Source organism: Helicobacter sp. TUL (assembly GCF_002287135.1).
GTDB lineage: Bacteria > Campylobacterota > Campylobacteria > Campylobacterales > Helicobacteraceae > Helicobacter_F.
Window position 1 is genome coordinate 80383 of sequence record NZ_NESU01000003.1, and the last position, 26035, is coordinate 106417.

General features: G+C 38.7%; 32 protein-coding genes. 16 read left to right on the forward strand and 16 right to left on the reverse strand.

Annotated elements, in window-relative coordinates; all coding sequences use genetic code 11:
* Positions 1–37: 37 nt before the first annotated feature.
* The 4 genes from tolB to B9T66_RS02470 all read left to right on the forward strand — a co-directional run bounded on the left by tolB (position 38) and on the right by B9T66_RS02470 (position 3347).
* Positions 38–1306, forward strand: coding sequence for a Tol-Pal system protein TolB (tolB, locus tag B9T66_RS02455; protein WP_257874573.1), 1269 nt, complete (start codon positions 38–40; stop codon positions 1304–1306).
* Positions 1307–1367: 61 nt separating this feature from the next.
* The gene (locus tag B9T66_RS02460; protein ID WP_257874574.1) at positions 1368–1919 is read left to right on the forward strand and encodes an OmpA family protein; all 552 of its coding nucleotides are present in this window, start codon (positions 1368–1370) and stop codon (positions 1917–1919) included.
* A gap of 20 nt (positions 1920–1939) precedes the next feature.
* Positions 1940–2785 carry a tetratricopeptide repeat protein gene (locus tag B9T66_RS02465; RefSeq protein ID WP_095627415.1) on the forward strand — a complete coding sequence of 282 codons (846 nt, stop codon included), beginning with the start codon at positions 1940–1942 and terminating at the stop codon, positions 2783–2785.
* A gap of 10 nt (positions 2786–2795) precedes the next feature.
* Positions 2796–3347, forward strand: coding sequence for an FKBP-type peptidyl-prolyl cis-trans isomerase (locus B9T66_RS02470; protein WP_095627416.1), 552 nt, complete (start codon positions 2796–2798; stop codon positions 3345–3347).
* Positions 3348–3468: 121 nt separating this feature from the next.
* Here the strand turns inward: B9T66_RS02470 and mnmA are convergent, their stop codons facing one another.
* The gene (gene mnmA / locus B9T66_RS02475; protein ID WP_095627417.1) at positions 3469–4503 is read right to left on the reverse strand and encodes a tRNA 2-thiouridine(34) synthase MnmA; all 1035 of its coding nucleotides are present in this window, start codon (positions 4501–4503) and stop codon (positions 3469–3471) included.
* A gap of 118 nt (positions 4504–4621) precedes the next feature.
* On the opposite strand from mnmA, the gene B9T66_RS02480 reads away from it, so the two are divergent.
* The 8 genes from B9T66_RS02480 (at position 4622) to infB (ending at position 12167) form a co-directional block, all read left to right on the forward strand.
* Positions 4622–5476 carry an ATP phosphoribosyltransferase regulatory subunit gene (locus tag B9T66_RS02480; protein ID WP_095627418.1) on the forward strand — a complete coding sequence of 285 codons (855 nt, stop codon included), beginning with the start codon at positions 4622–4624 and terminating at the stop codon, positions 5474–5476.
* A gap of 14 nt (positions 5477–5490) precedes the next feature.
* Positions 5491–6735: an adenylosuccinate synthase gene (locus tag B9T66_RS02485; protein WP_095627419.1), complete on the forward strand. Its 1245-nt coding sequence runs from the start codon at positions 5491–5493 to the stop codon at positions 6733–6735.
* Between the two features lie 9 nt (positions 6736–6744).
* Positions 6745–7158: a flagellar export protein FliJ gene (locus B9T66_RS02490; protein ID WP_095627420.1), complete on the forward strand. Its 414-nt coding sequence runs from the start codon at positions 6745–6747 to the stop codon at positions 7156–7158.
* 6 nt (positions 7159–7164) lie between these two features.
* The gene (locus B9T66_RS02495; RefSeq protein WP_143429084.1) at positions 7165–7926 is read left to right on the forward strand and encodes a MotE family protein; all 762 of its coding nucleotides are present in this window, start codon (positions 7165–7167) and stop codon (positions 7924–7926) included.
* A 10-nt stretch (positions 7927–7936) separates the two neighbouring features.
* Positions 7937–8422 (forward strand): hypothetical protein, encoded by a 486-nt coding sequence (locus tag B9T66_RS02500; RefSeq protein ID WP_095627422.1) that lies wholly within the window; start codon positions 7937–7939, stop codon positions 8420–8422.
* Between the two features lie 11 nt (positions 8423–8433).
* Positions 8434–9330 carry a homoserine kinase gene (gene thrB, locus B9T66_RS02505; RefSeq protein WP_095627423.1) on the forward strand — a complete coding sequence of 299 codons (897 nt, stop codon included), beginning with the start codon at positions 8434–8436 and terminating at the stop codon, positions 9328–9330.
* 69 nt (positions 9331–9399) lie between these two features.
* Complete coding sequence (locus B9T66_RS08750) at positions 9400–9570, forward strand: hypothetical protein (RefSeq protein ID WP_219350211.1); 171 nt, start codon at positions 9400–9402, stop codon at positions 9568–9570.
* Between the two features lie 5 nt (positions 9571–9575).
* Positions 9576–12167, forward strand: a complete 2592-nt coding sequence (infB, locus tag B9T66_RS02510; RefSeq protein WP_095627424.1) for a translation initiation factor IF-2 — start codon at positions 9576–9578, stop codon at positions 12165–12167.
* A 62-nt stretch (positions 12168–12229) separates the two neighbouring features.
* Here infB and yihA read toward each other — a convergent pair whose 3' ends face one another.
* Genes yihA through B9T66_RS02530 form a run of 4 tightly spaced genes read right to left on the reverse strand, consistent with a single transcriptional unit; the run spans position 12230 to position 15230 of the window.
* Positions 12230–12838, reverse strand: coding sequence for a ribosome biogenesis GTP-binding protein YihA/YsxC (gene yihA / locus B9T66_RS02515; protein ID WP_095627425.1), 609 nt, complete (start codon positions 12836–12838; stop codon positions 12230–12232).
* A gap of 10 nt (positions 12839–12848) precedes the next feature.
* Positions 12849–13364 carry a lipopolysaccharide transport periplasmic protein LptA gene (gene lptA, locus B9T66_RS02520; protein WP_095627426.1) on the reverse strand — a complete coding sequence of 172 codons (516 nt, stop codon included), beginning with the start codon at positions 13362–13364 and terminating at the stop codon, positions 12849–12851.
* Between the two features lie 13 nt (positions 13365–13377).
* Entirely contained in the window at positions 13378–14451 is a 1074-nt protein-coding gene (locus B9T66_RS02525) for a lytic transglycosylase domain-containing protein (RefSeq protein ID WP_095627427.1), read from the reverse strand.
* The gene (locus B9T66_RS02530; protein WP_180763316.1) at positions 14448–15230 is read right to left on the reverse strand and encodes a TatD family hydrolase; all 783 of its coding nucleotides are present in this window, start codon (positions 15228–15230) and stop codon (positions 14448–14450) included. The genes B9T66_RS02525 and B9T66_RS02530 overlap by 4 nt, the downstream gene beginning before the upstream one ends.
* A gap of 76 nt (positions 15231–15306) precedes the next feature.
* Here B9T66_RS02530 and ribE point away from each other — a divergent pair, with 76 nt between their 5' ends.
* Genes ribE through B9T66_RS02545 form a run of 3 tightly spaced genes read left to right on the forward strand, consistent with a single transcriptional unit; the run spans position 15307 to position 16881 of the window.
* Positions 15307–15945 (forward strand): riboflavin synthase, encoded by a 639-nt coding sequence (gene ribE, locus B9T66_RS02535; RefSeq protein WP_095627428.1) that lies wholly within the window; start codon positions 15307–15309, stop codon positions 15943–15945.
* A 2-nt stretch (positions 15946–15947) separates the two neighbouring features.
* Positions 15948–16229, forward strand: coding sequence for an EscU/YscU/HrcU family type III secretion system export apparatus switch protein (locus tag B9T66_RS02540; RefSeq protein ID WP_095627429.1), 282 nt, complete (start codon positions 15948–15950; stop codon positions 16227–16229).
* 1 nt (position 16230) lies between these two features.
* Positions 16231–16881, forward strand: coding sequence for an ABC transporter ATP-binding protein (locus tag B9T66_RS02545; RefSeq protein WP_095627430.1), 651 nt, complete (start codon positions 16231–16233; stop codon positions 16879–16881).
* Between the two features lie 61 nt (positions 16882–16942).
* Here the strand turns inward: B9T66_RS02545 and rpsR are convergent, their stop codons facing one another.
* The 6 genes from rpsR to B9T66_RS02575 all read right to left on the reverse strand — a co-directional run bounded on the left by rpsR (position 16943) and on the right by B9T66_RS02575 (position 21934).
* The gene (rpsR, locus tag B9T66_RS02550; protein WP_095627431.1) at positions 16943–17197 is read right to left on the reverse strand and encodes a 30S ribosomal protein S18; all 255 of its coding nucleotides are present in this window, start codon (positions 17195–17197) and stop codon (positions 16943–16945) included.
* Between the two features lie 10 nt (positions 17198–17207).
* Positions 17208–17717 (reverse strand): single-stranded DNA-binding protein, encoded by a 510-nt coding sequence (locus tag B9T66_RS02555; RefSeq protein WP_095627432.1) that lies wholly within the window; start codon positions 17715–17717, stop codon positions 17208–17210.
* Between the two features lie 44 nt (positions 17718–17761).
* Entirely contained in the window at positions 17762–18166 is a 405-nt protein-coding gene (rpsF, locus tag B9T66_RS02560; protein WP_095627433.1) for a 30S ribosomal protein S6, read from the reverse strand.
* A gap of 67 nt (positions 18167–18233) precedes the next feature.
* Positions 18234–19247, reverse strand: a complete 1014-nt coding sequence (gene holA, locus B9T66_RS02565) for a DNA polymerase III subunit delta (RefSeq protein ID WP_095627434.1) — start codon at positions 19245–19247, stop codon at positions 18234–18236.
* Positions 19240–21255, reverse strand: coding sequence for an RNB domain-containing ribonuclease (locus tag B9T66_RS02570; RefSeq protein WP_095627435.1), 2016 nt, complete (start codon positions 21253–21255; stop codon positions 19240–19242). Before B9T66_RS02570 ends, holA begins: the two co-directional genes overlap by 8 nt.
* Entirely contained in the window at positions 21248–21934 is a 687-nt protein-coding gene (locus tag B9T66_RS02575; protein ID WP_095627436.1) for a metallophosphoesterase family protein, read from the reverse strand. Before B9T66_RS02575 ends, B9T66_RS02570 begins: the two co-directional genes overlap by 8 nt.
* A gap of 271 nt (positions 21935–22205) precedes the next feature.
* Between B9T66_RS02575 and B9T66_RS02580 the strand changes: the two genes are divergently transcribed.
* Positions 22206–22682 carry a peroxiredoxin gene (locus B9T66_RS02580; protein ID WP_095627437.1) on the forward strand — a complete coding sequence of 159 codons (477 nt, stop codon included), beginning with the start codon at positions 22206–22208 and terminating at the stop codon, positions 22680–22682.
* Between the two features lie 47 nt (positions 22683–22729).
* Here B9T66_RS02580 and B9T66_RS02585 read toward each other — a convergent pair whose 3' ends face one another.
* The 5 genes from B9T66_RS02585 to fliL all read right to left on the reverse strand — a co-directional run bounded on the left by B9T66_RS02585 (position 22730) and on the right by fliL (position 26022).
* A complete protein-coding gene (locus B9T66_RS02585) occupies positions 22730–23419 on the reverse strand; it encodes a Bax inhibitor-1/YccA family protein (RefSeq protein ID WP_095627438.1) in 690 nt (229 codons plus the stop codon).
* Between the two features lie 56 nt (positions 23420–23475).
* A complete protein-coding gene (locus B9T66_RS02590) occupies positions 23476–24000 on the reverse strand; it encodes a hypothetical protein (protein WP_095627439.1) in 525 nt (174 codons plus the stop codon).
* A gap of 72 nt (positions 24001–24072) precedes the next feature.
* Positions 24073–25059 (reverse strand): tryptophan--tRNA ligase, encoded by a 987-nt coding sequence (trpS, locus tag B9T66_RS02595; RefSeq protein WP_095627440.1) that lies wholly within the window; start codon positions 25057–25059, stop codon positions 24073–24075.
* Positions 25060–25090: 31 nt separating this feature from the next.
* Positions 25091–25462, reverse strand: coding sequence for a holo-ACP synthase (acpS, locus tag B9T66_RS02600; protein ID WP_095627441.1), 372 nt, complete (start codon positions 25460–25462; stop codon positions 25091–25093).
* A 2-nt stretch (positions 25463–25464) separates the two neighbouring features.
* On the reverse strand, positions 25465–26022 hold the full coding sequence (gene fliL, locus B9T66_RS02605; RefSeq protein ID WP_095627442.1) for a flagellar basal body-associated protein FliL: 558 nt from the start codon (positions 26020–26022) through the stop codon (positions 25465–25467).
* Between the last annotated feature and the right edge of the window lie 13 nt (positions 26023–26035).

The window sequence follows — 26035 nt, forward strand, 5'->3', positions numbered from 1 at the left end:
GTTTTGCGTTATAATACATACTTTTTAAGGAGATAAAATGCTAAAACGCTTGCTTGTATGTATTTGTATGTGGAGTTTTTGGGCGCTACCAATGAATGCACTTGATGCAACACTTGAGATTGTTACAAGCTCTACAAAACTGCCTTTTATTGTTGTCGAGCATGTCGTGGATAGTAGTGAATATGGACAAAAGATTCTTGCACATCTTGTGGGGGATCTAAAAGTGAGCAATCATTTTCAGGTAGAAAAAGGCGAGAATGTCAAAGATAAAGATCCAGATTTTCAAGTTTATAAAGATAAAAAAGTCGATCTTGTGGCGCGCGTGAGTGCGAGTAAAAAAAATGGAACAATTGTAGGGTATTTGGCACTCTATGATGTCCATAGTGGCAAAAAAGTCCTTGAGAAAGAATACACACAACCTACCTTAAAACATTATCCATTTGTAGCGCACGAGATGTGTATTGGCATTAATGCTTATGTCCAAGCGCCATCGATAGATTGGATGCGTGAGCTTGTCGTGCTTTCTAAATATACAACTTCAGGCAGTAGCGTGATTGTTTTGGCGGATTATACGCTTAGCTTTGAGCAAGATATTATACAAGGCGGATTAAATATTTTCCCAAAATGGGGCAATAAAGAAAAAAGTATCATCTATTTCACACGCTATATCGACAATAAACCCACGATTTTACGCTACCAAATAAGCACGAATACCGCAGAGGTTCTTTTGCAAAGTGATGGTATGGCGGTGGTTTCAGATGTGAGCAATGATGGGCAAAAATTGCTACTCACACTCACACCAACTAAAAGCGCAGCTGATGTGTATCTTTATGAGTTACCAACCAAGAAGCTTAAGAGACTTACGACATTTTCTGGCATTGATGTAGGCGGAAAGTTTATCAATAATGAAAAAGATGTGGCATTTGTTTCTGATAGATTAGGCTACCCAAATGTTTTTGCCACAAATCTTGATGGGGGCAATGTCGAGCAACTTGTCTTTCATGGGCGCAATAATAGTGCTGTAGCTAGTTATGACAAATATATCGTATATGCGAGTCGCGAAAGTAATAATGAATTTGGACTTAATACATTTAACCTCTATTTAATCGCTACTAATAGCGATTTTATACGCCGTCTTACAGAAAAAGGCTCTAATCAAATGCCAACATTTTCAAAAGATGGTAAAAATATTATGTATATTAAAAACACACAAACACAAAGTGCGTTGGGTATTATCCGATTAGACTACAATAGTAGCTATTTTTTCCCACTTCCACAGGTAAAGATTCAATCTTATGATTGGTAATTTGACTTACAAATCTTTAAAGGCTATAATTAGCTAAGATCTCAAAGATTAAGGAGTAGTCATGAAAAAAGTTCATATTGTTGGTTTCTTTGGAGCATTTTTGTTGTTAGTGATGAGTGGTTGTGGAGATGATACTAAGGTCTCTAGCGGTGGTAGCGGTGCTATAGCGGTGCAGGGGCAAGATGCTTCTACGACACCTGTAATTGTTTCACCAGATGGCAATAGTTTTGGGGCAGACACAACAAGTGGTAGAAATAGTGATAATTTTGTCCAGCTTGATAAAAATAGTTTGCCAACAATCCTTTTTGGGTTTGATAAATACACAATTGCAGATGATATGCTTGCAAACATCGATCAAGCCGCAAATGCGCTTAAGCAATCAGGTGCAAAAATAGTTTTAGAGGGCAATACCGATTCTTTTGGATCTGATGAGTATAACTTTGCACTTGGTAAAAAACGCGCAGATGCCGTGAGAAATGCTCTTGAAGTGCGTGGTGTAGATTCTAAAAACATTTCTACTGTTACATATGGTGAAAGCAAACCTGTTTGCACACAGGCTACACAAGAATGCTACAAAGCTAATAGACGCGTTAATTTTAAAGTCGCGCAATAATTTTTTCACAAAGAAGCACAATGAAATATTGCATTTCTCTTTTGCTTCTTTTGTGGGTTTGTTATGGAGCTAGTGAGCCTTCAGCGTTTGAAAAACAAAGTGGCGCAACAAAAAGGGATCTCTCCAATCTGCAAAGTATCACACAAAACCTATTAAATCTTACAACACAAATTAAAGCACAGCAAGAAACTCTCACCCAATCTCAAGAGGGGTTAATGAGTTTGTATGAATCACAACATCAAAAACTCCAAACTACTATCCAACAAAATACCGCCAATACACAAGATCTTGAGAATCTAAAAACCGAAGTGGCGACACTTAAGACTTTGTTGCAAGATCAAGGCAAACAGATTGCAGATTTAGATTCTAAAATGCAAGAAATTCATGCGCTTACCCTTAAGACACAAGAGAATATCCTTCAAGAGCTTGAAAAATTAAACAATATCGAGACTAAGGGTGCAAAGAAACAAGCTGAAGATTCACAAAAGAATCTAGTAAAGTTTGACAAAAACAAGAGTGCCGAACTTTTTGCCCAAGGTAAGGAATTCATAACCAAAAAGCAATATAAATCCGCCAAAGATATTATGTTATGGCTCAAAGACAATAAATACAAGACACCAGAAGTAACCTTTTATTTGGGTGAAATTGCGTATTTGCAAAAAGATTACCATTTGGCGATTAAATATTACAAGGCAAGTGTTGCTCTTAGTGATAGTGGTGCGTATATGCCTACGCTTTTGCTACATACAGCCCTTTGTTTCAAGGGGATTAAAGATATGCCAAACTATAATTCTTTCTTGGAAGTCTTAATAGCGACATATCCACAGAGTAAAGAGGCTGCACAAGCCAAAGAACTTAAACGATAAAGGAATACAAATGATTACACAAAATAAGGTTGTGAGCATAGAATACGAAGTATCAGATGCACAAAACAATGAGGTTATAGATTCTAACAAAGATGGCACACCGCTAGAATTTCTTGTAGGTGCAAATCAGATTATTAGTGGTTTAGAAAATGCTCTTATGGGGGCAAAATCTGGAGATAAACTCTCTATAGAAGTTAAGCCAGAAGATGCGTATGGAATCTATCAAGCAGATTTAATCCAAGAACTTGCACGCGATCAATTTGAAGGAATCGATCTTAGAGTTGGTATGACACTTTTTGGGCAAAGTGATGATGGACAAACTGCACAAGTGATTGTAAAAGATTTTAATGATCAAGTTGTGATTATTGATTACAATCACCCATTGGCAGGAAAAACACTCAACTTTAATGTTAGTGTGTTAGATGTGCGTGATGCAACAGAAATGGAAATTTTGCAAGGCGGTGTAGGCGGAGGCTGTGGTTGCGGAACTGGCGGTGGTCATCACCATCATCATGATAATGGCGGTGGTTGCTGTGGCGGAGGCTGTGGCTGCGGACATTAATCGGTTTGCTTGGCGACTAAAGACTTTGTGAGCAAGTTTTCTAACAAAAAGCATCTCGCAAAGATTTTTGGATTGCCCCAAAGCATCTTAGAATCTTGCTAAGATTCTAAGATGTATGTAATTATATAATGACACCTCCACCAAGCACAACATCACCATCATACACTACAAGTGCTTGCCCTTTTGCTACCCCATAAGCACTCTCTTGTAATTTGGCAGTGATAATGTTATTTTCTATGCTAATGTGTGCCTTGATTGGCGCGGATCGATAGCGTATCTTAACTTCATATAATTCTTTAGTAAGTGGTATAGTAAGCGATTTATTTGTTGCATACACTATGTTTGTTTGTAATTCTTCTTTGCTACCGACAATAAGTTCATTTTTTTCTGGATTAATACCCATAACATAATGTGGTGTGTGCGCACCAAAGACCTTAAAGCCTTTGCGTTTGCCAATGGTGTATTGCATATAGCCATTATGTTCTCCCACTACCTCGCCTTGTGCATTACGCACTATACCTGTTTGTTCTACTTGCTCGTGTTTTTTAAGCACATCAATATAATCCGTTTCCACAAAGCAGATTTCTTGAGAATCTTTATATGTTTCTAGTGTCCCCAAAAATGGCAGAATCTGCAATGCTGTAGGTTTAATTTCAACCTTCAAGCTATCGCCTAGCGGGAAAATAATGCAATCTAGTGCCTCTTGTGGCAACGCATAAAGAAAATAGCTTTGATCTTTGCTTGTATCGCGCGCTTTAGCTATACGATTGATACCATTGTATTGCGTGATTTTGGCATAGTGTCCTGTAGCTATATATTCACAACCCAATTTTTTTGCTTCTTGGAGGGCTAGACCAAATTTAATAAGTGGATTGCAAAGTGTGCATGGATTTGGGGTTTCGCCACGCTTGTAGGCATTCACAAACTCATCATACACGATTGCTTTGAATTCTGATTGGGCTTGTAAAACATGAAATTCTATATCCAATTCTTTACTAACTTTTTGGCAGTTACCAATAAAAACCTCGTGTTTCGCCTCTTTGTCGTGGAGTTTGAGATATATTCCTATGACTTCATAACCTTGAGATTTGAGCAGATACGCGCAATATGAGCTATCTACACCGCCACTCATGAGAAGTGCTACTTTTTTTGCCATATGTTTCCTTTTGATAATGTGAATTAAATTTGGCATTGTAGGGAGTTAAGGTAAATTGTTAATTGATGTTTAAAGTGTGCGTGTGTTATAATCGCAACTTTTAGCTAAAGGATGAGGATTGATTTTAGACCACGAATTACCACAAGGGAGCAAATTATATTTTGGCAAATCCGCACGCTTAAAGCGTGATATAGAATCTAAAGCCACAAAGATTCTCTATGAAAATGATTACAAAGAGATTGCCACACCTATTTTTAGTTTTCTCAATCATCAAGGGGATTTTTCTAATCGCGATATGATTTATTTTAGCGGAGAAGATAATCACCAGATAGTCTTACGCTATGATAGCACGATTGATGTAATGCGCATTATTACCAAAAGAATTGCGCGTAGCACAAGCCACAAGAAATGGTTTTATATTCAGCCAGTATATGGGTATCCTACTACAGAGCTTCACCAAATTGGTGCGGAGTTTCTTGATAACATTTCACTTACGCCTGTTATGGGGCTATCGACTATGATTATGAATGCATTAGGATTGCGACCTTTGTTGCAAATTTGTAACCAAAAGATTCCGCTTTTGTGCGCCCAGCACCTTAATATTGATATACAAGAGTTTAATAATCCCGATGTGGAACGTATCGCAAGCAAAGAATATTTTTTAAAAGAACTTATTGAAGTCAATACCAAACAGGATTTGGAGCGCTGTATCAAAAATATGCCAAATTTTTTAACCAAAGAATTAGAGGCAATGCTAGAGTGTGCAAGTTTTTGTGAATATGAAGAGAGTATTTTTTCACCACTTTTTTATGCGCCAGGACATTATTATGATGATTTGTTTTATCGTATGATAAGTGGGAATACGATTCTTGTTATCGGCGGTAAATACACAATTTCACAAACCCCATCGTGCGGGTTTGCTATCTATACTGATAGTATTGTGGATATTTTGCTGAAGCAGTCATCAAACTAGAGGGGAGCTACAAAATGGCAGATTTGGTTGTTGGGATTCAATGGGGCGATGAAGGCAAGGGCAAGATTGTTGATGCCCTCGCAAAAACATATGATTATGTCGTGCGTTATCAAGGGGGACATAATGCAGGTCATACTATCGTAGTCAATGGACAAAAGATTGCCCTCCATCTTATTCCATCAGGGATTTTGTATCCGCATTGCAAAAATGTCATCGGAAATGGTGTTGTCATAGATCCTAGTGCGCTTTTGCGTGAGTTAGAGCCATTTACGAATCTGCAAGGACGACTTTTTATTAGTGATAAGGCGCATATTATTTTGCCTTATCATAGTATGCTTGATAAAGCAAAAGAGCTTAGCAAAAAAGATAAGGCGATTGGCACAACAGGCAAAGGCATAGGACCAGCATATACAGATAAAGTTGCGCGCAATGGGATTCGTATGGTGGATTTACGCTCATTTGGGACTTTGGAGCAAAAAGTTGCCAACGCTATCAATGATATGCAGATTTTGCAGGAAAAATACGCATTTACATTGCCTAGTGTAGATTCTGTAATGAGTGCATTAGAATCTAGCGCTAAGGTGTTATTGCCATTTGTATGTGATACCACACAGCTTTTATGGAAAGCCCAAGAGGAAGGCAAAAAGATTTTGTGTGAAGGGGCACAGGGCAGTATGCTTGATATTGATCATGGCACATATCCATTTGTGACAAGCTCTAGCACTACGGCTTCTGGTGCGTGCAGTGGCACAGGCTTAGCCCCTAGAGATCTCAAAGAAGTGATTGGGGTTGCTAAGGCATATTGCACACGAGTAGGTAATGGTGTGTTTCCTACGGAAGACTTTGGTAATGAGGGCGAGTATATGCGTCAAAAAGGTGCAGAATTTGGCACTACTACGGGTCGATCACGCCGATGTGGTTGGTTTGATGCGGTGGCGGTGAAATATGCTTGTAGGCTAAATGGTTGCACAAAGTTAGGCATTATGAAAATGGACGTGCTTGATGGATTAGAGACAATCAAAGTTTGCACCGCCTATGAATACAAAGGTGAAACCATTACATATATTCCTACCGATTATGAAAATGTCAAGCCAATTTATACAGAGTTTGCAGGTTGGGAGAGTGTGGCTAATATACGAGATGAATCTAAGCTTCCAAAGAATGCAAAAGTCTATATCGATTTTTTGGAGCAATATATTGGCGTGAAAATATCCCTTATATCTACAAGTCCAGAGCGTGAAGATGTGATCGTGCGTTAAGGAGAGATTGTGAAAACAAAATTTAGTGCTATCCTTGATATACGCTATAAGGCACTACAAAGTCATGAGCGTAAAATGATGCAACACAATCTCCTTATTACACAAAAACAAGCCGAAATTGACGCATTTATGCGCGATGTGGGTGAGGTGCATTTCCCAAAAAGTGGGGATTTTGGCGCTTATATCGCTCTTGCAGATACAAGAGATAGGCTTTTGACGCATATCGATGGGCTTCATAGTGAGCTTTCTCAATTAAAGGCTCAAGCAAAAGCTTTGCGTGAAGAATACAAACATATTTCTATCGAATATGAAAAAATCAAATACCTTGATACCAAAGAGCAAGAATCAAGACTTAAACTTCTTAAGACTTTAGGGGACAAAGAGTTTGATGAAATTTCTGTCTTACTTCATCGCAGGAGGTAATGGAGCGTGAAGCGAGTTGTTTTGTTGCTAATGGTGTTTTGTAGTGTTGGAATGACAGCCAATGAGAGCAAACAAACCCAAACACAATTACTTGATTGTAATATCATATTTGATCAGCGCAAAGATGAGATTCGCCAAGAGCTTCAAGCCATAGATGAGCGTCAGCAAGCACTCCAAGTTTTTCAAAATGCTACACAGGTGCTTTTGGAAGAAAAAAGCCGCAAACTTAGTGAGCAAGAATCTAGCATTAATGAAAAGATTCTGGAATTTCAAAAAGCAAAAGAACAGGCAAAAGCAGAGTTTCAAAAATCCCAAGAACAAGCCGAGCTTGATATGAAGGCGCGTGAAGAATATATTCAAGATCTTATAGCCAAGAATGAAGAAATTTTGCGCAAGATGAAAAAGGGTAGTGATGATAAAGTCACACAAAGTTACCAACAGATGAAAGAGGGCAAATCCGCAGCGATTTTTGAGCAAATGCCCGAACAAGAAGTTGTAGAAATTTTATCAAGTATGGATTCTAAAGATGTGAGTAAGATTCTCGCTAAAATGGACGCCCAAAAAGCTGCAAATATCACACAAAAAATGCGCCAACCACAAGGCGAACAAGCCACAAATCTTCCACCATTACCACAAACCCCAAAGGCTCCGCAAGAATTTATAGATTCACTTGAATCCACACAAGAATCCACACAGGCAGATTCACAACCTAAGGATTTGCAATCTGATGATGTGCAGCCTGAGAATATACCCCAAGATTCTAATTAAGAGTATGTGTATGCAGAGATATTCTTTGGTGATTGTTAGTGTCAATGAGCCACTTTTAGCGGGAATCTACACAAAAAACATATCATCTAGCAATCCAGAATCCGAAGGTATGGAGTTGCAAGAAACATATAGATTCTATGGTCATACGACACACGCCCTCAATGAACTCTTTAGCACACTTTTTGCTAAAGGGGTGGAGATAGAACATATGTATTATGCGCGTGGTCCCGGACGCTTTAGTGCGCTTAAAGCCACGCATATTTATTTGCATACCCTCGCTCTTACTAAGGGTTATAGGCTTTATAGCACCTCAAGTTTTGCGTTTAATAATGCAAATCCTATTCACGCTTTTGCAAATAAGTATTTTGTCTTGCGTGATGATGAGATTTTGCTAGAGACACAATGTGAGGCGGTAGAATTTAGATTGCCAAAGGTTTTGTATTCTAAGGATTTTTCGTGTGACAACACGCCTTTGTATATTTTACCAGTGGTATAAATGGAGTAACAATGAAGATTATTGTCCCTGCTACAAGCGCAAATCTTGGTCCAGGCTTTGATTCTTTGGGGTTGGCATTAGGCTTATATAACAAGATTCAAATTACCCCTGCACACATTACAAGTATCCAAATTGTGGGTGAGGGTGAGCATTATGTGAAGTTGAAAGTTGATAATGTGTTTGTGAAAATTTTTTCACAGATTCTAGAACGCTATGATAGAGGGGCGCATTGTAAATTTTTGTTTGAAAATGCCATACCAGTATCGCGTGGTTTGGGGTCGAGTTCGGCTGTGATTGTAAGTGCGATTTATGCTGCACTCACATATGTTGGAGAAGCCATTGATAAACAAAAAATCTTAAATTTGGCTATAGAGTATGAAAATCATCCAGATAATATTACTCCAGCAGTTTTTGGTGGTTTTAATGTCGCGATTTTGGAACATTATGGCAACAAGATTCAATCCCAAAATGTTGTGCATATGCATACAGACATTCCTGATAGTGTGTGTGCTGTGGTAGCCATACCTACACGCACTATGTCTACCAAGCACTCTCGCAAGGCATTGCCAAAATACTATAGCCTAAAGGATTGTGTGTTTAATCTCTCGCATTCTTCACTTCTTAGTGCGGCATTTTTTCAAAGGGATTGGGAAAAATTGCGTTTGGCAAGTAGGGATAGGATTCACCAAAATACGCGTATGAAAGCCCTGCCTATGCTTTTTGCCTTGCAAAAAACCGCGCTAGAGCATGGCGCGCTACTAAGCACACTAAGTGGTAGCGGATCGTCATTTTTAAATATATGCTATAGAGATGATAGCAAAAAACTTGCAAGTGTGTTGGCAAAAAAATTCCCACAATGTCGCATTCTTGAGTTGGGGTTTGATAATATGGGTGTTAGAGAATTTTAACTAGAATGTTGGTATAATGTGAGAAATCCTAAACAAACAAGAATGTGCGTGGCGTGTAGGGGCAGATTTTTGCAACACACACTTCAAAGATTCCAAGTTACGCAAAATACTTTATGTGTATTTAGTGGTGTTGGTAGGAGTTTTTATATTTGTGCACAATGCTATCAAGATCCAAAGGCATTGCGTGGTGTTATGAAGCGTTATAATATACAGCAAATTACAGAATCTAAAGGAGTATAGTAGATATGGCAAAAGTGAGATTGGCTCAAGTAGCTGAAGAATGTGCAAAAACAACAAAAGAAGTCTTTGAAAAAGCCCTAGAAATGGGCTTAAAAGTCAAGACAACTTCCTCAAGTATAACAGAAGAGGAAGCAGGTGCGTTGTATAATTTTTTATCTACAGGTAAGAATCCAAACCCACCAAAACCAAAGGCTCAAGCCAAAGAAAAAACCTCGACAAAAAAGACAGCTACAAAACCAAAGACACAAAGCACCAAGACTCCAAAAGAGGAAAAGACACAAAAGCAAGATTCTATAGACACACCCAAAGCAGAACCAAAGACTCCTCTTGTAGATTCTGTGCAAACACAGCCCAAGATAGAAGTAGATTCTCCCTCACAGCCTGTGCAAGATGATGTGCAAAATAAAGAACCAGAAAAAAGAGGATTGCGTATTGTCCGCAAAAATGATCAAGCAAAGCCAACTCCACAAGCACAACCTAAAGCCACACAATCTGTGAGCTACAAGGAACTTCTTGCGCAAACTCAAGATGAGGGCTACAACAAAAAACCCAAAAAAGCAACAAAATCTCGCCCCACCAATAAGCATAGCGATGAACACAAGATTGACATTTTAGAGGATAGAGAGATTACTTTTAATCGTGATTATGATGATGAGCAAGATGAAATCGTGCTTTTTGACCTTAATGAGCGCGAAATGCGTGATGAGGAAGAGGAAAATCGCATAAAACAAGCGATTACTGATCGCGTGCAGGTGCATAAAAAAAGTCCTTGGATGAATGAGGGTTCTATCCGTCGTGGTGGCAAGAAAAACAAAAAATACCAACAAAAAGAACCACCAAAAGAGCTAAAAAGTGTGATTACTATTCCTGAAGAAGTGCGTGTATATGAGTTTGCCGAGCTTTCTGGTAGAGAGCTTAAAGATGTGATAAAAGCACTTTTTGACTTAGGTGTTATGGCGACAAAAAATGACTTTTTGGATAAGGATTCTATTGAAATTTTGGCAGAGGAATTTAAAATTCAAGTCTCAATTTTGGATCAAAAAAGTAGCTTTGAAGTCGTATATGAAGAAAATACACAATCTCTTGCGGAGCGTCCGCCTGTAGTAACTATCATGGGACATGTCGATCACGGAAAAACTTCTTTGCTTGATTATATTCGTAATTCGCGAGTGGCACACAAGGAAGCCGGTGGTATCACACAGCATATCGGCGCATATATGGTGCAAAAAGATAATAAGACAATTAGTTTTATTGATACACCCGGACACGAGGCATTTAGTAGTATGCGTAGTCGTGGCGCACAAGTTACAGATATTGCTATTATTGTAATAGCTGCAGATGATGGTGTCAAGCCCCAAACCATTGAAGCACTAAATCACGCTAAGGCAGCAGGTGTGCAGATTATTATCGCGATGAATAAAATGGATAAAGAAAATGTCAATCCTGATAAACTCAAGGCTGAATGTGCTGAACTTGGATTCACGCCAAATGAATGGGGTGGAGAGTATGAGTTTATCCCTATATCTGCTAAAACTGGTATGGGTGTAGATACGCTGTTAGAAACAATCCTCATACAAGCCCAACTTTTAGAGCTAAAGGCTGCAAAGGAAGGCAAGGCAAAGGCTGTTGTGTTAGAGGGTAGTTTGGAGAAGGGCAGAGGACCTGTGGCGACTATCATCGTGCAGAGTGGGACATTGCAGGTGGGAGATTCTGTGGTAGCAGGGACTGCATTTGGACGCATACGCGCAATGAATGATGATATGGGTAAGCCGGTAAAATCTCTTACACCTTCAAGTGTTGCACAGATTGTTGGCTTATCTGAAGTGCCAGAAGCTGGAAGCACTCTTGTTGCGTTAGATAGCGAGGCGCAAGCACGAGAATATGCCCAAAAACGCGCTTCGTATTTACGACAAAAAGAGCTTAGCAAAACGACAAAAGTTACTTTTGAGGAATTAGGCGATATGGTGGCACAAGGGAATTTGGCGGTGTTGCCTGTGATTGTGAAAGCTGATACTCAAGGTAGTCTTGAAGCTATTAAAGCAAGTTTAGAGGGGCTTAGCAATGATGAGGTGCGTATTAATATCGTAAGTGCGAGTGTTGGAGGGATTACCGATGGTGATGTCTCCCTAGCAAGTGCTAGTGAAAATAGCTTCATACTTGGTTTTAATGTGCGCCCTACAGGCAATGTGAAGGCAAAGGCAAAAGAATTAAATGTTGAGATTAAGACATACTCGGTAATTTATGCATTACTTGATGAGCTCAAAGGACTTGTATCAGGTTTGATGAGTCCAGTTATACAAGAGGAAAATACAGGACAAGCACAAGTTCGAGAGACATTTACTATACCAAAGATTGGTGTTGTTGCTGGTTGTATGGTAGTAGATGGCACCATTACTCGCGGAATCAAAGTGCGTCTTATACGCGATGGCGTGGTGGTGCATACAGGTCAAATTGCTTCACTCAAGAGATTCAAAGATGATGTAAAAGAAGTGAGCAAGGGCTATGAGTGCGGAATTATGCTTGAAAACTATAATGATGTGCGCGTAGGTGATGTGTTTGAGACTTTTAAAGAGATTCACACAAATGCACAAATATAACTCATAAATATTTTATATATACAAGTAAGCCTGAAAGTATATAGGTTAAAAAAGTTAGTGTGTTATTGATTGTGACCCAAAACCTTTTGCAGTATGATTGTGCGCAATTCCTCTGTTGTGGGAATCTTTAGTTTTGGATTTTGGAGTGTGCTACTAAGGATAGCACGGGAGTTTTTTAATTTAGCAATTTCGCTTTGGGTAAGCTTATCGGCTTTAGTAAAAATTGTGATAATCTCTTGATCACCGCGCTTGAGATTTGTTAAGAATTGCAATACCTCATCATCTTGTGCTAGATTTGGATGACGAGCATCACGCAAATGTATAAAAAGCTTGATCGCACTGCGTTTTTGCAAAAACTCTAGCAAGTTTTTCTCCCATTTTGCCTTTATTTCTTTGCTCACTTTGGCATATCCAAACCCAGGAAGATCCACAAACACAAGCGGAAGTATCTCATCATCATTGACAAATTCCACTCCAAAAAAATTGATAAGTTGTGTTTTGCCAGGTGTGGCAGAGCTTTTGGCTAATTTTTTGCCTAGTAGTATATTAAGGAGGCTTGATTTTCCTACATTGCTGCGTCCTAAAAAAACGATTTCACTACTTTGTGGGCTTGGAGCTTGTGCAATGTGTTGTGCGCTTGTGAGAAAACGCGCGTTTTTGGCAATAAGCATATATACTCTTTTATTGTTTCTTTTGTTTTTTGTTTGAGGTGCTTTGAGAATCTTTTGTGTCTTCCTCTTCATCAAGCAAGAATATAAGCGTGGTAGGCTTGTCTTTTGCGCCTTGGGAATATGCTTGCCCCTTTTTGTTATTAAGAGTCATAAACTCTCCAGTAATGGTATTTGGACTATCTTGTTCTTGGATTTTGGCATTATCATAGAGGCGATATTCATCAGCTATCGTGTCATAGACTACCTTTTGTGCGCTACCATTTATTTTTCTGCCATCTTGGGTTTCTACATAAAATTTTACATCGCCAGTTGCGGTATATTCCAAAGGTTTGCGTTTTTTGTCGGTTTTGATGATGACTTTTTGTGCCCAAAGTTTATCATTTGCCTTTTTGATAAAGACATCAGTATTAAGCTCAATAAGATTAGTTTTATCATCGCTTTGAAAGGTTTTTGCATTGACTTCGAGCTTTTCTGCACCCACAAGTATGTGTGCTAGTATGGGGATTAGGATACTAAGTTTTTTCATGCTACGCTACTCTTTAGGACTTTTTGGGGATTGGAATTACGATTTTTTGATTAATAGATAAATGTGAATTTTTGAGACCATTGATGCGTTTTAATTCATTAATGCTTGTTTTGTATTGGCGTGCAATAGAGCTTAGCGTATCACCTTTTTGGACTTTATGTAACATAAAAGCAGAATTTGGCTTATAGTTTGTATCAAAATGCTGCTTAAATCGTGCGAGTTTCTCATAGGGCAAATATACATTGTATTCTTTTGTGCTTGATCCGGGGGGTAAAAATGCGTATTTAAAATGTGCATTATAGCTTCGTAATTCATTTAGTGACATTCCTGCACTTGAGGCGATAAGACCCAATGGCACACCGCTTTTTAGCTTCAAAATTGCAAGTGTATCAGTCGCACCGCGATTGAGGAGGTATTCAGAATTGTTGTTTTTGAGAAAATCCGCATCATTAAATACAAGACTCATCGCCACAATTTTTCGGATATAGTTTCGTGTTTCAGGTGGGAGATATTTTTTTTCTTCATCTAAGAGAGTTTGCAAGGAGCTATCACCCCCAGCATCTTCTATTGCTTTTTGCAAGCGCGTATAGCCACAATTATACGCCATCATAGCCAGATACCATTCTCCAGTGAGATTGTAGAGTTGTTTTAAATATGTAATTGCTGCTTGTGTGCTTTTTATAGGGTCTTGTCTTTCATCGATGTATTCATTGATTTCTAGTCCTAAGCCTTTGGCAGTTGCAGGCATAAATTGCCAAATACCGGAGGCTTTTTTGGAGCTTTTGGCATTGATGATAAATTCAGATTCAACCATTGCCAAAAATAAAAATTCTTGTGGTAAGCCTTCTTGGGCTATCATATTGCGTATAATAGGAATAAACACATAGCTATTATCAAAGCGCTTCAGGAAATATTGCGCGCTAGATTCTATGGCATTGCGTTGATCAGTTTGTTCGGGTAAAAAATCATAACCAAGTCCAAAAGATTGCAAAATCTTTGGCGTATGCTCATCGCTATCAACAAAAGAATAATACTCCACCGCCCACATATGGATACAAAACACTACACCAAAAAGTAAAAATCTCATATAGCTTCCTCCAAAATAGGCGGAATCTGCGTAAAGAGCGCATAGGCATTTTGTGTGCTAAGAGTTTGAATCTCTGTGTGACTTAGTGAGAGAATCTCGGCAATTTTTTCTGCAATAATAGGAATGTATTTTGGCTCGTTGCGCTCTCCTCTATGTGGATGAGGCGTGAGATAAGGCGCATCTGTTTCAAGCAAGAGACGATCTTTTGGCACAAGCGGAAGCACCTCAACAAGTCGTCGCGCATTTTTAAAGGTGCAAACTCCGCCAATGCCATAATAAAAGTTTTGTAACCCTAATAAGATTCTATCGGCATTAAAGCAGTGTAAGACACCTCTAAGTTCAGGATAAGCCTTGAGGATTTCAAATGCGTCATTTGAGGCTTCACGCACATGCACAATAAGTGGTTTTTTGTATTCTAGTGCAAGTTCAATTTGTGCGACAAAAAGTTCTTTTTGGTGGTTTTTGTAGGATTCAACCCCACTTTCAGGTAGCCGAAAATAATCTAACCCACACTCTCCAATAGCCACGCATTTTTCATCACGCACAAACTCTCGCAACAAATCCTCACTAAAGCTATCAAGTTCGCATGGGTGAATCCCAGCAGCAAAATAAATATGTTGGTAGCGATGTGCGATCTCTCTAGCTTTGGGAAGATCACCACCAAACGCACCAGGTATAATAATTTGTTTAATCCCTGCATGTAGCGCATCAGCAATCACACGATCCAAATCCGCATCATATGCTTGTGAATCTAAATGACAATGCGTATCAATCATCATCGTATAAACACCTTTTAGAGAAAATATGATAAAATTTTAGCTAATTGTAACATAATAAATTTAAGCAAGGATTGCTATGTTTAGTGGGCTTATTCGGGAGATTGGCAAGATCTCTTCTTTGGTTGGAAATAGACTTGAGGTGCTTTGTGCCTACCAACCACGTATAGGGGACTCTATAGCGGTAAATGGTGTGTGTCTCACTGCTATAGAATCTAGCCCTAGAGGATTTGTTGCTGAACTTAGCGATACGACAAAAAGCCTTATTGCATTAGAAAAGTTTGCTTCTAACGCTCCTGTGCATATTGAACCAGCATTGCGCGCAGATTCTCGACTTGATGGGCATATCGTGCAAGGACATATTGATGCCATAGGTGTGATTGAGTATATCACACATCTTCCTACCCAAAGTAATTTTTTTATCACGACTTCCGCACAGAGTTTGTGTGCTATTTTGCCAAAAGGTTCTATTAGTGTCGATGGCGTGAGTTTAACGGTTGTAGATGTCGCACAAAATGGCTTTTGGCTTACGATTATCCCTCATACGCTACAAAATACGCTTTTTAAAACCTATACACTTGCCCAACGCGTGAATCTAGAAACAGATATGTTTGTGCGTAATACCTTAGCAGTTCTTAAACATCTTGATATGCGCGGTAATAGTGGGCATTCTCGCACATCGTGGGCAGATGTGGATCGTATCCAACTTGCATTTTAACAATGGCAAAGACATTTTCAAAAGCGGCTGCACTTGCCTATAATGCGAATCTGCATAATGCTCCAAAGGTTGTAGCAAGTGGTAGGGGTGAGGTGGCAATGCGTATCATTGCCAAAGCAAAGGAATATGATGTGCCATTATTTTGTAATGAAGTTTTGGTGGATTCACTTTTAGATATGCCTTTAGATTCAGAAATTGATCCTAAGTTATACTTGGCAGTTTCACGCGTGTTTGCGTGGATTATGTTGTGTGAAAAAAATGCACAACTTAGTCGGGAGGAGTAAGATGATAGTATTGCGCGCTAAAAATCTGTGCCATAGTTTTGATTCTTTGATTTATGAAGGATTAGATCTTGTGGTAAATGAGCGAGAAAAAATTGCGATTGTAGGCGTGAGTGGGAGTGGAAAAAGCACGATTTTAAACAATCTCTGCACTATGCTTCCGCCTACAAATGGCGAGGTAGATATTTTGCAATTTCAAAATATCTACACACTAAACGATCAAGAATTATTGCACATTCGCCGTTATGAGTTAGGTATCATTTTTCAAGCCCATTATCTTTTTCGTGGGTTTAATGTCGCAGAGAATCTTGAGCTTGCAAGTATTGTGAGTAATCAGCCTATGGATATGGAGCTTTTGGAGCGTTTTGAGATCGCACATACACTAAAGCAACATATTGGAGAGCTAAGCGGTGGACAGCAGCAACGGCTTTCTATCGCGCGTGTGCTTAGCAAGAAACCAAAGATTATTTTTGCCGATGAACCTACAGGAAATCTAGATTCACGCACGGCATATAAGGTTATGGAATGTATTTTTGAGTATGTGGAGAAACAAAACGCTGCCCTCATTATTGCGACACATGATAGACAGATAGCGCAGATGTGTGATAAGGTATTTATGCTAGAGGATCAACGCCTTAGAGAAATTTCTTTGTGATAAAAAGTGGAGAGTGCAAGTGGTGTAGATTCTTTGGGAAAAACTCCCAAAGAATCTAAGCTTAGATTTTAAAAGGGTTTTCAACAACCTTTTTGCGATCAATGATATATGGGATAAGTGCCATATGTCGTGCGCGTTTGATTGCTACTTCCACGCGTTCTTGCCATTTTTTTGTGTTGCCAGTGAGGCGACGAGGCATAATTTTGTAGCGTTCTGAAAGTGAGTGTTTAAGCATCTCGATATCTTTGTAATCGATAAACTCCAACTTAGCTTCTGTGTAGCGGCAGTATCGTTTTGAGTATTTTTTCTTTTCCATAAGTTCTCCTTTAGAATGGTATTTCTTCATCATCTATGTTGATTTCTGGGATATTTTGTGGATACGCATTATTGTGTTGGGCATTATTATATGCTTGTTGTGGTTGGCTATATCCTGTGTGTTGGCTTTGTGGTGCTTGAGGGTAGGCATTATCCACATAGTTAGGATTATATCCAGAATCTTCTGTGTTTTGTGTGCGTGAATCAAGCATTTGCATACTCTCGGCAATCACACTATGCTTGGATCGCTTTTGCCCACTTTGGTCTGTCCAGCTTTCAAAAGCTAATCGTCCTTCAATAAGGACTTTTGATCCACGCTTAAGGTATTGATTTGCAACTTCTGCACTTCTACCAAACAACTTCACATCTACAAAGCACACTTCCTCGCCCTTGCTTCCATCTTGCTTGTTATAGCGTCTATTGGAGGCAAGTCCAAGTGTGGCTACCGCACTACCACTAGGCAAATAACGCAAATCTACATCGCGTGTGAGATTTCCCACAATAATGACTTTGTTATACATCTTTATCCCCTTTGCCTATAGCCTAATGCAATCCCAAATGTTCCTTAAGCCTCTTGTGGTGCTTCTTGTGAATCTTTGGGAGTAGATTCAGCTCTTTGTTTTTTTGGTTCTGGTTTGTTGTTAGCTCTATCTACAAGTGTTTGCCACGCTTTTTGCTCTTTTTTGTTTTCGTATTTGATAACAATAAATCGCAATACATCTTCATTGATTCTGTAATTTCTTTCAAGCTCTGCAATAAGGTTTGTAGGGGCTTTGAAATAGATTACAAAATAATAGCCACGCTTATTTTTTTTGATTTCATAGGCAAGATTTCTCATACCCATATCTAGGCAAGTTTCAATAACACCGCCATTTTTGATAATAATGTCTTTGAAAAAATCAATTTTTGCTTTGATCTCTTCTTCGACTAGAGTAGGTTTGATGATAAACATCGTCTCGTAGTGTTTCATAGAATCTCCTTTTGGTGTAACCGCCCTCTTGTATTTAAACAAAAGAGCAAGGCTTAAGGGGTGGATTCTATCTAAGCATAGCTTGAATTTTTATTAAAGTCGTGAGGGAGTTTTTGCTCTTGCCGCTTTTGGCTTCCCTATCCCAGCGGTTTAGTAAGTCAAAAATCTCAATATAATCAGCCTCTTTAAAATACAAGCAATATTTGCGTTGTCGCTCAAGAATATGTTTTGGTGGAGTAAATCCCAAAATCTCGCTTGCATTGAGATTGCCATGCGTTTTGATATAGCTAAAAAATAAAAAAAGTTGGTAAAAAAATCGTTGTAACTCTCGCACAAGCATTACTTCACTTGTGCCTTCTTCGTAAATATTTTGGAGAATCTTCACAAATGGTTTTTTATCCATAACTGCACAAAATAGCTCTTCAACACTAAAACTCGCTATACCCTCGCACAAAAATCGCACTTCTTCACTGCTAATGTGGCGCACACCTTGTGAATCTAGCCCAATACAAAATTTTTCAAGTTCTTTATACGCAATTGAGAGATTATTATTTTGTAGTTCTAGGATATAACGCAAATCTTGTGTATGGATTTCGAGGTTTAAATCTTTGGCGTGAGCGTGTAAAAATTCTAGATTCTCTTGCAAACTTAATTCAAAAAATCGCACTTCTGCCACGGGCATATTAGGGCTTTTAAATGCATTGGCAAAGGCGCGACAATCTTGCATATATTCAGCTTCACTTTTGGAGCTAGAGATATGAAACTCGATAATAAGCGCATTGCTTGGGTTAGATTCTAAGGCTCTAAGGAGAGATTCACAAGATTTCTTATCAAGCTTTTTATCAAGTTTCATAAGGATAAATGTATCGCCTCCAAAAAGCGAATTTTGACTAAGCAATGCGTGGATATTATCTACATTGCATTCATCATAAAAAAATTTTTGCACCTCTTGGGTGCTAGCCAAAAGTTTGGCGATTTTTGTGCCATAGTGTGTGATGAGAAATTCACTTGCGCCATAGAGTAGATAGGCTCTTGGAGGGTTTGGTTTGGTAAGGAGAGAATCTAAATCTTTTTTATACATTTTCCCTCTTTTTGGTTGTGGATTTGGCTTTGGTAATTGTGCCATAAATCTCGCGTGCAATGAGATCTGCTCCTGTGATACGCACATGAAAAATTGCAAATTTTTCAAATTCCCCACAAGATTGCAACAAAATATAAGCATTTGGAATAAGATCTAGGGCTAGGCATTTTGCAAACCCATCATTTTCTATACTATCATCAAGCAAGATTGCCTCGCATACAATGGGTTTATTAGGGTTTTGTGCCAAAAGATCTAGGACATATCGCACACTTTTTAGGTTGCTAAAATCGCGTTCTAGGTAGCTAATACTCTTTTGCTTGAGGTTAAGCTCTTGTGCGATACTCTCCATATTTGCTATGAGGTATTCTAACCCCTTGGCATCGTGCAAAAGGCATTTTAGGATTCTATGCACACACAAATCCCCATACCGCCGTATGGGTGAGGTAAAGTGCGTATAAAGTGCAAACCCTAATCCAAAATGCTCTGAAGGTGTGGCGCTATAACACGCCTTGCTAAAAGAACGAATGATGAGTGTATCTATGATTTGTGCAAATCGCTCACTCTTTTGTTGTGCCCAATGCTGAATCTCATTAAGTTGATTTTTGAATGAAGATTTTATGATTGGTGCACCTAAATCTTGCAAGGCGTTTAAGAGTTGAAATGTTTTACTTTCTTTTGATGGTTGGTGGATTCTATAAAGCCCATTTGGTGTGTGTGCGTGAAGCATTTGTGCTGTGGCAATATTGGCTAGAAGCATAGATTCTTCGATGATGTGGTGTGCAAGGGAAGTATGCTCTAGGTCTATATGTGTTACTTTGCCCATAGAATCTAAGTGTATGTGTGAATCTGGGCTATGGAGATCATAACCGATTTTTAGGCGATTGGCACGGAGTTTTTTTACCTCTGAAACATAGGCATATAGCCATTTGAGTGATTGTGGGAGTTTTTTTTGCGTAAGTGCAGAATCCAAGCTCTCATAATCAATACATTCTTTTGCCTTGATGATTCCTTCATAAAGGGCGTGATGTTGCATTTGTCCATTTTTGAGGCTAATCTCCCATACAAGCGCAAGACGCAAGCGATTTTTTTGCAATGAGCAAAGTTCGCTAGAGAGTGCAAATGGCAACATAGGCACGACAGAATCTGGAAAATACACGCTAAAGCCTCTTGCTCTTGCTTGTGTATCAAGGGCGCTATTTTTGCTCACATATTCGCTTACATCGGCGATAGCGACATAGAGTGTTTGTGATGCTATATCATAATAAATCGCATCATCATGATCTTTGGCGCCCTTAGGATCGATAACACAAAATGCTAGATGTGTATAATCGCGCCTGTGTGGATAATGGGATTTTAGGACGCGTGTGCCATAACTTTGTGCAAGTAGTAGGCTTTGGGGTGTGAAATCTTGATCTATGGCGTGTTGTTCTAGCACGATTTGTTTGTCAATGTTTGGATCATCAAGCACGCCTAGCACTTTGTGAATCTCAAGAGATCGCAAGTCGATTTTGATGACACAATGTGGTGGCAATGTGCGGAGGGATTTTTGTGAGGCTTTGGGCGTGAATCTTTGTCCATTTTGTAGGCTAAAGGCATATATCGTGCCTTTGTGTTGTAGCAATACGCATATATCAAAACTTTCTTTTGCTTCTAGCACACACAAAAACCGCGCTATGCTTTTATAGCGCATTATGCCTTTTATTTTTCCTTGTTTGATACGCTCTTTTTTGGCTAGAATGATGTCGCCCCTAAAAACATTGCGCGGAATGCTTTTGAGGATACAATCTTGCTTGTATTGTGGGTGCAATGGTGTCAAAAAGCTATGAGATTTACTCAAAGTCGTATCAACAATACCAATAAGAAACTCATCTTTGAGTTTTATCATATCTTTGGTTTGTGTAGATTCTAAGACACCAAGTTTTTGGAGTTTTTCAAGCAAAGCTCTTTTGGATTTTGGGATATTGCATTTTGCACAACCCACGCTAATAGCTGTAAAAAATTCAAGCATAAAAGCTTCTTTTTTTCTTATGAGATTCTAAAATCTCTCCTAATTTGCGTGGAATAAAACCAAGTTTTTCGCAACTCACATTGATACAAAAGTCATTGCCACTTTCTTTGGAGTGTAAATGCCCGTGTATATTAAGGGAGCATTGCGCGAGTTTGTAGGTTTCATCTAAAATATCACGTGCTTTTGTGAATCTATCGCGCACCTTTCGATTAAAAACAGGGAAATGTGAAAACATAATCCGCTCATCTTCTATGTCGCATACAACGGCATTGAGATAGAGATTTTTTAGGGATTCTTTACCAAATTTTTGTTTGAGATGATCTTTGATGAGGCGACTTTGGGGAATTTGTAGGCGTAGTTTTTTGCACACACTCCAGGATTTGAGGTTTTGCACATACTCATATTTGCCAATATCATTATTGCCTACAATAAGGAGTTTTGTGCCATTAAGTTTTTTTAATATCTTATAGCCATTGCCAAAATACAAATCCCCCAAATGCCAGATTCTATCTTTTGGGCTTAGGGTTTTATTCCACATCGCTATACTAAAGGCATCAAAATTATCAAATCCGTGTGAGAGTGCTGTTTTAAGTCGTATAGGCTCTTTGAGTAATGCCCCTTGGTGTCCAAAATGTGAATCTGAAATCAAAAAGGTATCTTTTGAAATAAAATATGACACGCACACCCTTATGGAATCGAGGATAAATTTGGGTGGGATTGTATACTAAATTGGCTAAAACCTTACTAAGATTTTAGCCTGTAGTGCAAAGTGCAATAGTATATAGAGCTATGATGGCGCTATACAAGATGATTACAGGGGTTAAGCATAAGGTTTTTAGATTCTCTGATATTGTCTTGCTTTGTTGTTGGGTTTGTAGGGAATATACAATCTTTGAGAATATTTTATGTAGAATATGAACCCAAAAAGCTTGAAAATCGAGGAGTTATGTATGCAAAAATTAGAAATAGGTATGAAAGCACCAGTTTTTCGCGCACTAGATTCACAAAATACCGAATTTAGTTTGGCAGATTTTAGAGGAAAGTATGTGGTTGTGTATTTTTATCCCAAAGATAATACACCAGGTTGCACACTAGAGGCACAGGACTTTAGCACGCTTTTAGATGAATTTAGTGCGCTTGATTGTGTTGTGATAGGCATTAGTCCAGATAGTCCAAAATCTCATAATAACTTTGTTACTAAGTATGGTTTGCGACATGTTTTGTTGTGCGATAGCGATAAAAGCATAGCGAGTAGTTATGGGGCTTATGGTGAAAAAATGATGTATGGCAAAAAAGTGATGGGTATTATACGATCAAGTTTTCTCATCAATCCACAAGGAAATATCGCTAAGACTTATTATAATATTCGCGCCAAAGGACATACACAAGAAGTATTAGATGATTTGCGAATGATACAAGAGAAATAAAAGCTAAGAGAATCTCCCTTGTGTGATACAAGGGAGTTTAAAGAAGATTAATCTCTGCTACCAAGAATACCAAAGAGTTGTAGCAAAGACACAAAAATATTATAAAAATCCAAGTATAGAGCGATTGCTGCATCTACTGGGCTAGTGTATAAGCCACGAATAATGTTTTGTGTATCGTAAGCTACATATACGCTAAAGAGTATTGCTACAGCACCTGCAATGATTGCTTGGAATCCCATACTAAGCACGAAAATATTAATAATCGAGCAAACAAGCACAACAATAAGAGCGATAAAAAGCATTTTTCCCATACTTGCTAAATCACGCTTTGTTTTGATTCCATAAATGCTCATCACACCAAAGATAATAGTTGTCATACCAAATGCCGCTACCACTCCCGCACTGCCATTTTGGACAATAACAAACGCAAGTAAAGGTGTAATAGCAAGACCTGTGAGAAATGTAAAAATAAAAAGCATAGCAACATTTAACCCAGGTTTTGAGCGTGAGAACATAAGACCAAATAATGCCACAAACTCTGCAATAAAGATGAGCATACGATTTTCCATAACCATTTGGAAATTCATAAAGCCTACGAGTGCGCCAATTGTTGCGATAAGTAAACTCGCACCAAAAAACTTATATGTTGTTTTTACGAAATTTACCAATGCACTCTCTTGTGCCGCTGCCATAGAAGCAACATCTACATTTGTGTAGTTTCTATCATATAAAGCCATGGTAACTCCTTTTTTTTGAAATGGGTGGAATTATATCCTAAATTCCTAAATAAAGCTTATTTATTTCTTAAATCATCAATGATAAAGACAATATTGTCTGTCAAGAGGCGCTCTATCTCTGTTTTGGAGATTGCGCTTTCTTTACCTGAACCAAAAAAATGTTCTTTGCTAAGCTTTAATTCGCCATTGGCGCGTTCTTTGATGCTTTGTTTTGGTTGTGTTAAATCCAAAGTTACTAAAGATTTTAGCGTAGCTTCACTTTGCCCTTTAGCTATGTTGAAGTCTTGACTTGTAGCATTTGTCGTAAGCTTATAAGTAACTTCCATTTTCCAAGTATTTTGGCTTGGCGTTTGGACAAAGCTAAAGCATTGTGAATCTCGCATAAACTTCCCTAGTAATGCCTTGAAATCTTGTGTGCTATAGAGATCTTGTGTTCCACTAATGCTGCTTGTTTCAAAAAGCACTTCATATTTTGGTGTTTCACATTTTGTGATTTCTATTTCTTTTGGGCTTGGACCTTGATTGCACGCTACAAATGCGATTGTCATAAGTCCTAATCCTAGTAATTTTACTTTTTTCATATTACCCTCCTAAAAATTAGATACAAGCTACATTCTACTGATGTAATTGTTAAAGCTTGATGAATCTAAGGCTTATATGAGCCCCACGAGCTCTTTGGCTTTGTTATATGTGTTTGCAGCGATAGGACGCACCTTTTGCGCACCTTCATCAAGGATTTGTTTGATATATGCCTGATCGTTCATAAGCTTTTCATATGTTTCTCTAATAGGGCGTAGAGATTCTATGACAACTTCTGCTATGGCAGTTTTAAGATGTCCATATCCTTTGCCCACAAATTCTTCCTCGATGGATTCACGACTTTTGTGTGTGAAAATTTCATAAATACTTAAGAGATTGTAAAGCCCTGGACGCGTGGTATCAAAGACAATAGTATTGTGTGAATCTGTGGTGGCTTTTTTAAATTTAGTCATAATAACTTCTGGCGTATCAAGCAAAAAGATTGCGTGATTTGCACCACTACTTGATTTACTCATCTTAGATTCTGGATTATCTAGCCCCATAACACGCGCACCTACTTTTGGAATAAGCGCCTCTGGGATTTTGAAGCATTCACCATAGTCGCGATTAAATCTCATTGCCACATCTCTTGTGAGCTCAAGATGTTGTTTTTGATCCTCTCCCACTGGCACACCATCGACTTGATAGAGCAAAATATCAGCCGCCATTAGCGCTGGATAATTAAAAAGCCCTACATTGATGTTTTTAGGATTTTTGGCAGATTTGTCTTTGAATTGCGTCATTCTGCTCATATCACCCATAGGAATATTGCAATCAAGTATCCACGCAAGTGCGGCATGTTCATCGATTTGACTTTGGATAAAAAGACTAGATTTTTTGGTATCAATCCCACACGCTAGAAGCATTGCAGCAAGCTCATATGTTTTTTGTGCTAATTGTTTTGGATCTTGCTTGATAGTGATAGCGTGCGAATTTACCACGCAAAAAATATTTTCATATATCTCTTGAGAATCTACCCAATTTTTCACCGCTCCTAAATAATTGCCTAAATGGATAGTGCCTGTTGGTTGGATTCCAGAAAAAACACGCTTTTTTGTCATAAGTTTCCTTTTGCTTAGCTTGAAATTATCTTTAGCGCAATGCCACACACGCTATGGCAATATCAGCATCATGCGTGATACTTAGCGCGATGTGTGCGAAAGGTTTTTGGGCTTGAAAATAGGACATTTTTTGAGAATCTAGCGCGATATGTGGCGCGCCTTTAGAATCTAGGGTAATAGACATATCTAAAAACCCAACTTCTGCACCAATCCCACACCCAAGCGCTTTGCTTAGGGCTTCTTTGGCTGCCCAAAATCCCGCTATACGCGCACAATTATATGTATCGTGTCGTGATGAAAGCATGATTTCGTGTTGGTTAAGGAAGCGTCTAAGTCCTTTTATACCAAATTTTTGTATCAAACGCTCAAGGCGCGATATACGCACGACATCAATGCCTAGCATACTTATCCAATAAGGAAGCTTGTGAAATAGACATTCTTGATACTTCCATCGATAAGAAACTCATTTAATCGTTGCACGATCTCATCTTTGACACGATTTTTGCCTTTTGTGGTGGCAACTTCTTCAAAAGATTTGGAGGAGAGTATTTCGATTATTGCATCACAAAGCACAGGCAGCTTTGTTTCTATCTCTGGCTGACTTTCTGGTTTATCAAGCTCAAGACTGATTTTTGTAAGTAGAATCTTTTTACCTGTTTGTGTTAAGAGATTTACTTTAAATTCATCTGCGATAGGGAAAAGAGGTCCCATTTTGCCATAATCACTAGCTCTAGCACTCACAGAAGTCCCAACATTAACGACCGTTTTTTGAGGTTGCGCTTCTTGCTGTGTAGCTGGTGCTGCTTGTGGTTCTTGGTGATTATTTCCAGAAGTCATAAGGACTGCTACCAAAATCCCAACAAGTAGCAAAAACACCACTACCATACCAATAATAATAAACAAAATTGCCTTGTTTTTTTTCTCATTTCCTGCTGTGCTAGGCGCTTCTTGCTCTTCTGCCATACTTACCCCCTTT

Bases quoted from the DNA above. Each gene is read 5' to 3' on its own strand.
- acpS (WP_095627441.1), bottom strand. From the start codon at position 25,462: ATGCTAGGCATTGATGTCGTGCGTATATCGCGCCTTGAGCGTTTGATA.
- rpsF (WP_095627433.1), bottom strand. From the start codon at position 18,166: ATGAAACACTACGAGACGATGTTTATCATCAAACCTACTCTAGTCGAA.
- B9T66_RS02460 (WP_257874574.1), top strand. From the start codon at position 1,368: ATGAAAAAAGTTCATATTGTTGGTTTCTTTGGAGCATTTTTGTTGTTA.
- B9T66_RS02485 (WP_095627419.1), top strand. From the start codon at position 5,491: ATGGCAGATTTGGTTGTTGGGATTCAATGGGGCGATGAAGGCAAGGGC.
- holA (WP_095627434.1), bottom strand. From the start codon at position 19,247: ATGTATAAAAAAGATTTAGATTCTCTCCTTACCAAACCAAACCCTCCA.
- mnmA (WP_095627417.1), bottom strand. From the start codon at position 4,503: ATGGCAAAAAAAGTAGCACTTCTCATGAGTGGCGGTGTAGATAGCTCA.
- B9T66_RS02585 (WP_095627438.1), bottom strand. From the start codon at position 23,419: ATGGCTTTATATGATAGAAACTACACAAATGTAGATGTTGCTTCTATG.
- thrB (WP_095627423.1), top strand. From the start codon at position 8,434: ATGAAGATTATTGTCCCTGCTACAAGCGCAAATCTTGGTCCAGGCTTT.
- rpsR (WP_095627431.1), bottom strand. From the start codon at position 17,197: ATGGAAAAGAAAAAATACTCAAAACGATACTGCCGCTACACAGAAGCT.
- B9T66_RS02465 (WP_095627415.1), top strand. From the start codon at position 1,940: ATGAAATATTGCATTTCTCTTTTGCTTCTTTTGTGGGTTTGTTATGGA.
- tolB (WP_257874573.1), top strand. From the start codon at position 38: ATGCTAAAACGCTTGCTTGTATGTATTTGTATGTGGAGTTTTTGGGCG.
- B9T66_RS02470 (WP_095627416.1), top strand. From the start codon at position 2,796: ATGATTACACAAAATAAGGTTGTGAGCATAGAATACGAAGTATCAGAT.
- fliL (WP_095627442.1), bottom strand. From the start codon at position 26,022: ATGGCAGAAGAGCAAGAAGCGCCTAGCACAGCAGGAAATGAGAAAAAA.
- B9T66_RS02570 (WP_095627435.1), bottom strand. From the start codon at position 21,255: ATGCTTGAATTTTTTACAGCTATTAGCGTGGGTTGTGCAAAATGCAAT.
- B9T66_RS02545 (WP_095627430.1), top strand. From the start codon at position 16,231: ATGATAGTATTGCGCGCTAAAAATCTGTGCCATAGTTTTGATTCTTTG.
- B9T66_RS02580 (WP_095627437.1), top strand. From the start codon at position 22,206: ATGCAAAAATTAGAAATAGGTATGAAAGCACCAGTTTTTCGCGCACTA.
- trpS (WP_095627440.1), bottom strand. From the start codon at position 25,059: ATGACAAAAAAGCGTGTTTTTTCTGGAATCCAACCAACAGGCACTATC.
- ribE (WP_095627428.1), top strand. From the start codon at position 15,307: ATGTTTAGTGGGCTTATTCGGGAGATTGGCAAGATCTCTTCTTTGGTT.
- infB (WP_095627424.1), top strand. From the start codon at position 9,576: ATGGCAAAAGTGAGATTGGCTCAAGTAGCTGAAGAATGTGCAAAAACA.
- B9T66_RS02525 (WP_095627427.1), bottom strand. From the start codon at position 14,451: ATGAGATTTTTACTTTTTGGTGTAGTGTTTTGTATCCATATGTGGGCG.
- B9T66_RS02555 (WP_095627432.1), bottom strand. From the start codon at position 17,717: ATGTATAACAAAGTCATTATTGTGGGAAATCTCACACGCGATGTAGAT.
- yihA (WP_095627425.1), bottom strand. From the start codon at position 12,838: ATGCTTATTGCCAAAAACGCGCGTTTTCTCACAAGCGCACAACACATT.
- B9T66_RS02540 (WP_095627429.1), top strand. From the start codon at position 15,948: ATGGCAAAGACATTTTCAAAAGCGGCTGCACTTGCCTATAATGCGAAT.
- lptA (WP_095627426.1), bottom strand. From the start codon at position 13,364: ATGAAAAAACTTAGTATCCTAATCCCCATACTAGCACACATACTTGTG.
- B9T66_RS02500 (WP_095627422.1), top strand. From the start codon at position 7,937: ATGCAGAGATATTCTTTGGTGATTGTTAGTGTCAATGAGCCACTTTTA.
- B9T66_RS02530 (WP_180763316.1), bottom strand. From the start codon at position 15,230: ATGATGATTGATACGCATTGTCATTTAGATTCACAAGCATATGATGCG.
- B9T66_RS02590 (WP_095627439.1), bottom strand. From the start codon at position 24,000: ATGAAAAAAGTAAAATTACTAGGATTAGGACTTATGACAATCGCATTT.